Origin of the sequence: Streptomyces celluloflavus, assembly GCA_000720995.1 — a bacterium.
GTDB classification, from domain to species: domain Bacteria; phylum Actinomycetota; class Actinomycetes; order Streptomycetales; family Streptomycetaceae; genus Streptomyces; species Streptomyces celluloflavus.
In genome coordinates this window covers 1-233 of sequence record JOEL01000178.1, presented here as the reverse complement: position 1 = coordinate 233, position 233 = coordinate 1, and the positions used below count along the sequence as shown (strand labels likewise).

Below are 233 nucleotides of genomic sequence, written 5' to 3'. Positions count from 1 at the left end.
CCTTTCCGTCACGGTCTGGGCGCACCACATGTATGTGACGGGCGGCGTGCTGTTGCCGTTCTTCTCCTTCATGACGTTCCTGATCGCGGTGCCGACGGGTGTGAAGTTCTTCAACTGGATCGGCACGATGTGGAAGGGCTCACTGTCCTTCGAGACGCCGATGCTGTGGGCGGTCGGCTTCCTGATCACCTTCACGTTCGGTGGTCTGACCGGTGTGATCCTGGCGTCGCCGC

At 61.4% G+C, this 233-nt stretch carries 1 protein-coding gene; it reads left to right on the top strand.

Going from position 1 to position 233, the window contains the following annotated elements; genetic code table 11:
- Window positions 1-233 (top strand): cbb3-type cytochrome c oxidase subunit I (locus IH09_RS36365; RefSeq protein WP_190233548.1); only part of this gene is annotated, 233 nt, incomplete at both ends.